The following is a 6,439-nucleotide window of genomic DNA, read 5'->3' as shown; positions in this document are numbered from 1 at the left end:
TGCGTGGCGCAAATCAGGCGTACCGAGACATGCAGATCCTTTTCGCTGCCCAGGCGACAAACCTGTCCGTCCTGCAGTACGCGCAGCAACTTGGCCTGTACCGGCATGGACATGTCGCCGATTTCGTCGAGAAACAACACGCCGCCATTGGCCCGCTCAAAGACGCCATGATGCCGTTTATTGGCGCCGGTGAACGCGCCCGCCTCATGGCCGAATAGTTCGGATTCGAGCAGTCCTTCGTGAATCGCCGCGCAGTTGATGGCCACCATCGGAAGATCGTGTCGGGCTCCCGGCTGCGCCGCAATCCTGGCGCGAATGTGCTGCGCCACCAGTTCTTTGCCGGTACCTGATTCACCCTGAATCAGCACCGGCAAATCCAGAGATGCAATGCGGTCGATCAGCTGCTCCAGCGCCTGCGACGCTGGCGATATGCCGAACCATGCGTCGTCGTCATGCGTGCCCGGGGGCATCCATTCTCCGATGCGCTGGATCAGTGCGTCCAGATCGAAGGGCTTCTGAATGTAGTCCCAGGCTCCTTGGCGCACGAGGCGAACGGCCTGTTCAACCGAGCCGTAGCCGGTCATGAACACCAACGGTGGGCAGCAGCCGCCGTAGCGCTCCAGCATGGTGGCGAGCAGGCTACCGCCGTCGCCGTCGGGCAGACGGATATCGCTGAGCACCAGCGGATACAGACGGGTCTGCAGCGCCTTGCGCGCGGCGCAAAGATCGCTCACCAAATCCACGTTGTAGTTTTCCAGGCGCAGGCGCAACTGCAGCGACTCGCCCATGATGGGATCGTCCTCGACGACCAAGACAGTCGGGGTGGTCAAGATGTCATCTCCTCGGGTTTTTTGCCAGGTCTGTCCCTGATCTGTGTAAGCCAATCGTATGCCGATACGTCCATTCGTGGTGATGGAGCAGTATTTCTCGCAGCGCACCAGCAGCTTGCGCAATCGGTTCAGCCAGCAAAGACAGACCTTGCCCCCGGCGCCGCGGTTTCTTCTTCGGGGCGATGCGGCGATCCTGGACGCTTTGGGCAAGACCGAAGTCAGTTCAGCTTATCGGCGCCTCAAGGGGATGTCGATGGTCGCAGTGGTGATGCCATTGGCATGGGCGAGTCTGAGCGTGCCTCCGACGTCGCTGAGCAGCCGGCGGCTCTCCCATAGACCGAAGCCCGATTCCTCCGGGATGCTGGTCGGCGCCACAGCTGCGAGCAGCGCCGCAGGAGGTGCGGCTCCCCGGTTGTGTACCCGCACACACAGAGCGCCACCGTGCAGATCGACGTCGAGTTCGATGGTCGATCCCGGCAGTGCTGCATGGCAGGCGTTGAGCAGGATGTTGAGCGTAGCCTGACGCATCGGCCCGGCGGCCACGGCGATTGGCGCGTTGGGCAGATCGATGCGGTATTGCACCTGCACATCGCGCTCGTGCTGGCAGGGCTGAATGATTTCAATCAGATCGGTAAAGTCCTTAGGGAGTAGATCGCGCTCATCCGGCCGGGTCTGTGCAAGTAGCGTCTGCGCAATGCTTCGCAGTTGCTCCAAGCCGCGGTCGAGCAGATCGATCGCCTGGCCGGTGGTGGCGTCAAACTGACCAAAGCGCTTTGCCGTTCGCAGCGCATTGAGCATCCCGCCGAGCGGGTTGTTGATTTCGTGCGCCGTCGCGGCGGCCAGCGCGCCCGCCGCGGCGAGGTTTTCGGCGCGGCGTGCGCGCTCGGCCTGCTCCAACAGCCGACCAAACGCTGCGGCCAGCCTGCCGACCTCATCGTTGCGCGCGGCAAGCTCGGCGCTGATGCGCCGCGTGGCGTCGTCGCTGCGGGCCATCGCATCCTGCAGGCGCGCAAGCGGAGCCAGCATGCGACGGGTCAATACCCAAACGATGGGGGCGAATACGGCCATCGCCAGCAGGGTGACGTTGGCGACCCACCAGGTCATCGACGTCAAGCGCTGGCGATACAGCGCATCGCTCACCGCATAAACCAGTGTGCCGACGCTCGCACCCGAATCGGCGCGAAGCGCACTGATATAGATGCGCCAATTGCCGCTCTGGATGGGGGGCGACAATCCCGGATGCGCACTGGCCACGCTCAAAGGTGAATTCACCCGCAGAGAGCCTGGCGCCCACAATGGAGTCCAGACCGGCACCTGCGCGGTGGGGAACAGTTTGGGGTCGGAACTTGCGAACACCTGGTCTGAGGTGCCAACAATCACCGCCAGCGATGCACCCTGCGGCGTCGAGGCGACTTGATCCCCCGTCACCGAGGTGAGCGCCTCATAGGCGCCCCAGACATTGTCCTGCTGGATGAGAATCGGCAGGCTCTTGTCCCAGGCGGTGACCGCCTGGTAGGCGCCCGCATCGACATCTTCGATGAGATATTGCCGCGTGAGCAAGCCCAAGCCTGCTGCCATCAACAGTGCAGCCAGCGCCACTAGAGTGGCCGCGATCAGCGGCAGGCGCAACAGCAGCCCCCCCGGCAGCTCAGGCAATACCCGCAGGCGGACCGCTTTTGGCGCCGTCGCGGTGCGTTCGCTGTCTCCGGGAGGCGCGGCGCTCATGCGGATGCGTAGATGGCGGACAACGGAATGGGAGAATGCGTACCGTCGAGAACCCTGGCAAGTTCAGCAATGCCGTCGAACCAACTCTCCTGCGGCAACAGAAAGTCCTGGAGATCGAGACTGCGCAACAAGCCCCGGCCCTGCACATCATTCTTGGCCGAGAGCAAGACAGATTGCAGGCGGGTGTGAAGCGCCGTGTCGAGATTTTTGCGCGTGACGACGGGCGGAAACCCATAGTGCCGGGATTTGGCGACGATGCGCGTCTTGAGCGCAGCCTGCGACTGACGCTTCATGAGCACTTCCCAGATGTATCCGTCGACGGTTCCTGAATCGGCGAGACCGCTGCCGACTGCCTCCACCACCTTATGCAAGGAGTAGGTATAGAACGTGCGGCGGAAAAAGCTCTGTGGTGTTTGTCCGAGCGCGCGCAGGGCCACCACCGGCACGAGATAACCCGAGTTCGACAGAGGATCGTCGAAAGCGAACACATCGCCACGCAAATCGACGATGGAATGGGCCTGCGTGCGCGCCGCGCCGGTGATGAGATAGCTGCGATACCAAGGCTGCCCATGCCAGCCCGGCTGCGCGCACAAGCGGACAAAACCCCTGGCGACGACATAAGGGAAGCCGCAGATCCAGGCGGCCTCCATTTCATCCGAACGTAGCGCCTCCAAAGCCTCTTGATAGCTCGATTTCTGCAGGATCTGCACCGGCATGCCCAGCTGGTTTTGCAAATAGTCCTGCCAGAGATGAATGGCGCCATCGTGCAGAAACACATCGGTGACGCCGAAGCGAAAAGCGGCGCCCCGGGGTAGCGTTTGGGCGCGCAAGGGCAAGCTGGAAAGGGCCAGCGAGGCTGAAAAACCAAGGAGATCGCGGCGGTTCATGGTTCAGGGTGTTACGTCAACGAAACAGGAAATCGCCCGAGACGTTACGTCCGCGTAACGCGGGGAGGCCGTCAGAAAATCGAACCCGTTGCGCAAGTCTTTGAACCCCATGAAGAAATCGCTTGGGCGTTGGTCGAAGGATTAATGGGCACATCCCTTGCAATTGAAAGTAGTGCGCAAGTGCGTAACAACAGCAAGAGGAGACATCATGACTGAGAAGGTATCGCGCCGCATCTTTCTGAAAGTAGCCGGAACCAGCGTAGCAGGCGTAGGCGCCGCCGTCAGCCCGGTTGGGCCCGCAATGGCGGCAGAGTCGGACGCTGCGGCCATTCGCGCTGCGGCGGGCATGGCCGTGCTGCCTTACCCGAAAGCCGCCGTGGGCAAGGCCAAGGCCATGCAGCCCAACACCCCGGTGCCCTTCAATTACCCCGATGCGGGCTCGCCCTGTGTGGCCATCAAGATGGGCCAGCGCGTGGCCGGTGGCGTGGGGCCCGATGGCGACATCGTCGCCTACAGCAGCCTGTGTACCCACATGGGCTGCCCGCTGATATACGACGCCAAGACGCGCAGCTTCAAGTGCCCTTGCCACTACAGCATGTTCGACCCTGAAAAATCGGGCCAGATGATTTGCGGTCAGGCCACCGAAGACCTGCCGCAGATCCAGCTCAGCTACGACGAAGGCAACGATACGGTTCACGCCGTTGCTGTCACGGGATTGATCTACGGCCGTCAGGCCAACGTGCTGTAAACCGATCAAGGAGACTTCACCATGTCGCAATTCAAAGACCGCGTCGCACTTCCTCCCGTCGATGCGCAAAAAACCAATCTCACCTGCCAGTTCTGTATCGTCGGCTGCGGCTATCACGCCTATAAATGGGACGCCGACCGCGAAGGCGGACGCGCTCCCGACCAAAACGCCCTGGGGCTGGACTTTCGTCAACAGCTCCCGCCGTTCGCCACCACCATGACCCCGGCGATGACCAATGTGCTCACGGGACGCAATGGCAAGCGGTACAACATCATGATCGTTCCCGACAAAGAGTGCGTCGTGAACCAGGGACTGAGTTCCACCCGCGGCGGACGGATGGCCTCTTACTACTACAACGCAGACGGCATCGCCCGGGAGCGCCTGCTGCATCCACGGGTCTATCAGGGCGGGGAATGGCTGGACACTTCGTGGAGCTACGCACTGGAACTCTACGCTGGCATGGTCAAGAAAATTCTCGATAAAGAGGGGCCTGATGCCATTGCCGTGTCCATGTTCGACCATGGCGGCGCGGGTGGCGGATTCGAAAATACCTGGGGCACCGGAAAGCTGGTGTTCTCGGCCATCCAGACGCCGACTTGCCGTATCCACAACCGGCCGGCCTACAACTCCGAGTGCTTCGGCAATCGGGACATGGGCATTTTCGAGCTGAACAACAGCTACGAAGACGCCGAACTCGCCGATGTGATCTGGACCAACGGCAACAACCCCTACGAAAACCAGACCAACTATTTTCTCGTGCACTGGCTGCCCAATCTGCAAGGGGCCACCGTGGACAAGAAGAAAAAAATGTTCCCCGGCGAGCCGGTGGCCGCAGGCAAGTTCATCTTCGTCGATCCGCGCCGTACGCCTTCGATTGCGATCAGCGAGAGCATCGCCAAGGATCAGGTTCTGCATCTGGCCATCAATCCCGGCACTGACGCCGCGTTGTGGAATGGCTTGCTCACCTATATCGTTGACCAGGGGTGGATCAACAAAGACTTCATTGCCCAGCACACCGAAGGTTTCGAGGCTGCCGTCAAGGCCAACCACATGTCGCTCGATGAGTGCAGCCGCATCACCGGTATTCCGGTGGCGCAGATCAAGCAGGCGGCCGAATGGGCTTTCAAGCCCAAGGCGCCTGGCAAATTGCCGCGAACGATGATCGCCTTCGAGAAGGGCATCATCTGGGGCAACAACAACTATGTGACCGAGCAGGCCATGGGAGCCGTGGTCGCCGCCACCCACAACGTGGGAAGCCGCCGCGGCACGGGTTGGGTGCGCATGGGGGGGCACCAGGAGGGATACACCCGTCCGCCCTATCCCGAACCGAAGGCGCGTTATCCCGCGTCGAGCGTGCCGATTCCGCGGCACGACAAGTTGATCGAGGTCGATGACTATCTGATCAACGGCAAGGGCAAGATGATGACCTACTGGGCGGACAACAACTTCCAGACGACCAACAACGCCCAGGCGCTGCGCGAAGCGGTGATTCGTCGCAGCCAGATCGTGCGCAAGGCCATGGCGGGGGCGCTGGGCGCCACGCCCAAAGAGATGGTCGATGTGATCTATGCTGCGACGCAAAAAGGCGGGCTGTTCGTGGGCATGATGAACATCTATCCGGTCATGCTGGCGGAAGCCGCACACGTCATGTTCCCAGGCGCATTGCCCGGCGAAATGAATCTGACCTCGATGAATGGAGAACGGCGCTTGCGCCTGAGCGAGCAGTTCATCGAGCCGCCCGGAGAGGCGCTGCCCGATTGCCTGATCGCCGCGCGCATCGCCCAGACCATTGAGGCCATGTACAAGGCCGAGGGCAATGCCAAGATGGCTGAGCGGTTTTCTGGTTTCGACTGGAAAACGCCGGAAGACGCCTTCAACGACGGCTTCCGCCGTGTGGGTCGACCCGGAGCGCCAAAGATCGACAGTGAAGGCTACGACACCGGCTATATGGCCACCTATGCGCTGCTGCGCAAGGTGGGGAACAACGGGGTTCAGATGCCGATCAAATCGGTCACTGGCGACCAGTTCGTGGGCTCTCCGACGCTTTACCCGGACGACAAGTTCGACACCCCTTCCGGGAAGATCCAGGTCTTTCCCGCCAAGTGGCCGGGCATGCTCAAGCCGGCGGCCGAGCAGAAAGCCAAGTTCAAGTTCTGGATCAACAACGGACGCTTCAACGAAGTCTGGCAGAGTTGGTACAACGACCAGTACGACAAATTCATCACCGGCCGTTACCCGGTAGCGATCAT

The 6,439-nt window shown here is 61.4% G+C and carries 5 protein-coding genes; 2 read left to right on the top strand and 3 right to left on the bottom strand.

The genetic code is table 11. From position 1 onward, the window contains the following. From ABT24_RS15295 to ABT24_RS15285, 3 genes are all read right to left on the bottom strand, one after another. A partial coding sequence (locus tag ABT24_RS15295) for a sigma-54-dependent transcriptional regulator (protein ID WP_286738241.1) occupies positions 1-830 on the bottom strand: 830 nt, incomplete at its 3' end. A gap of 228 nt (positions 831-1,058) precedes the next feature. Further along, positions 1,059-2,555, bottom strand: coding sequence for a sensor histidine kinase (locus ABT24_RS15290; protein ID WP_286738239.1), 1,497 nt, complete (start codon positions 2,553-2,555; stop codon positions 1,059-1,061). Beyond that, on the bottom strand, positions 2,552-3,442 hold the full coding sequence (locus ABT24_RS15285; RefSeq protein WP_064971669.1) for a substrate-binding domain-containing protein: 891 nt from the start codon (positions 3,440-3,442) through the stop codon (positions 2,552-2,554). Before ABT24_RS15285 ends, ABT24_RS15290 begins: the two co-directional genes overlap by 4 nt. A gap of 208 nt (positions 3,443-3,650) precedes the next feature. Here ABT24_RS15285 and ABT24_RS15280 point away from each other — a divergent pair, with 208 nt between their 5' ends. Then, positions 3,651-4,190 (top strand): arsenate reductase (azurin) small subunit, encoded by a 540-nt coding sequence (locus tag ABT24_RS15280; protein ID WP_013124475.1) that lies wholly within the window; start codon positions 3,651-3,653, stop codon positions 4,188-4,190. Between the two features lie 21 nt (positions 4,191-4,211). After that, positions 4,212-6,439 (top strand): arsenate reductase (azurin) large subunit (locus ABT24_RS15275; RefSeq protein ID WP_286738235.1); only part of this gene is annotated, 2,228 nt, incomplete at its 3' end.

The organism is Thiomonas sp. SCN 64-16 (assembly GCF_001725585.1).
In the GTDB taxonomy this organism is placed as follows: domain Bacteria; phylum Pseudomonadota; class Gammaproteobacteria; order Burkholderiales; family Burkholderiaceae_C; genus Thiomonas; species Thiomonas arsenitoxydans.
Note: the sequence above shows the minus strand (reverse complement) of the source record. Positions and strands in the feature narration are given on the sequence as shown.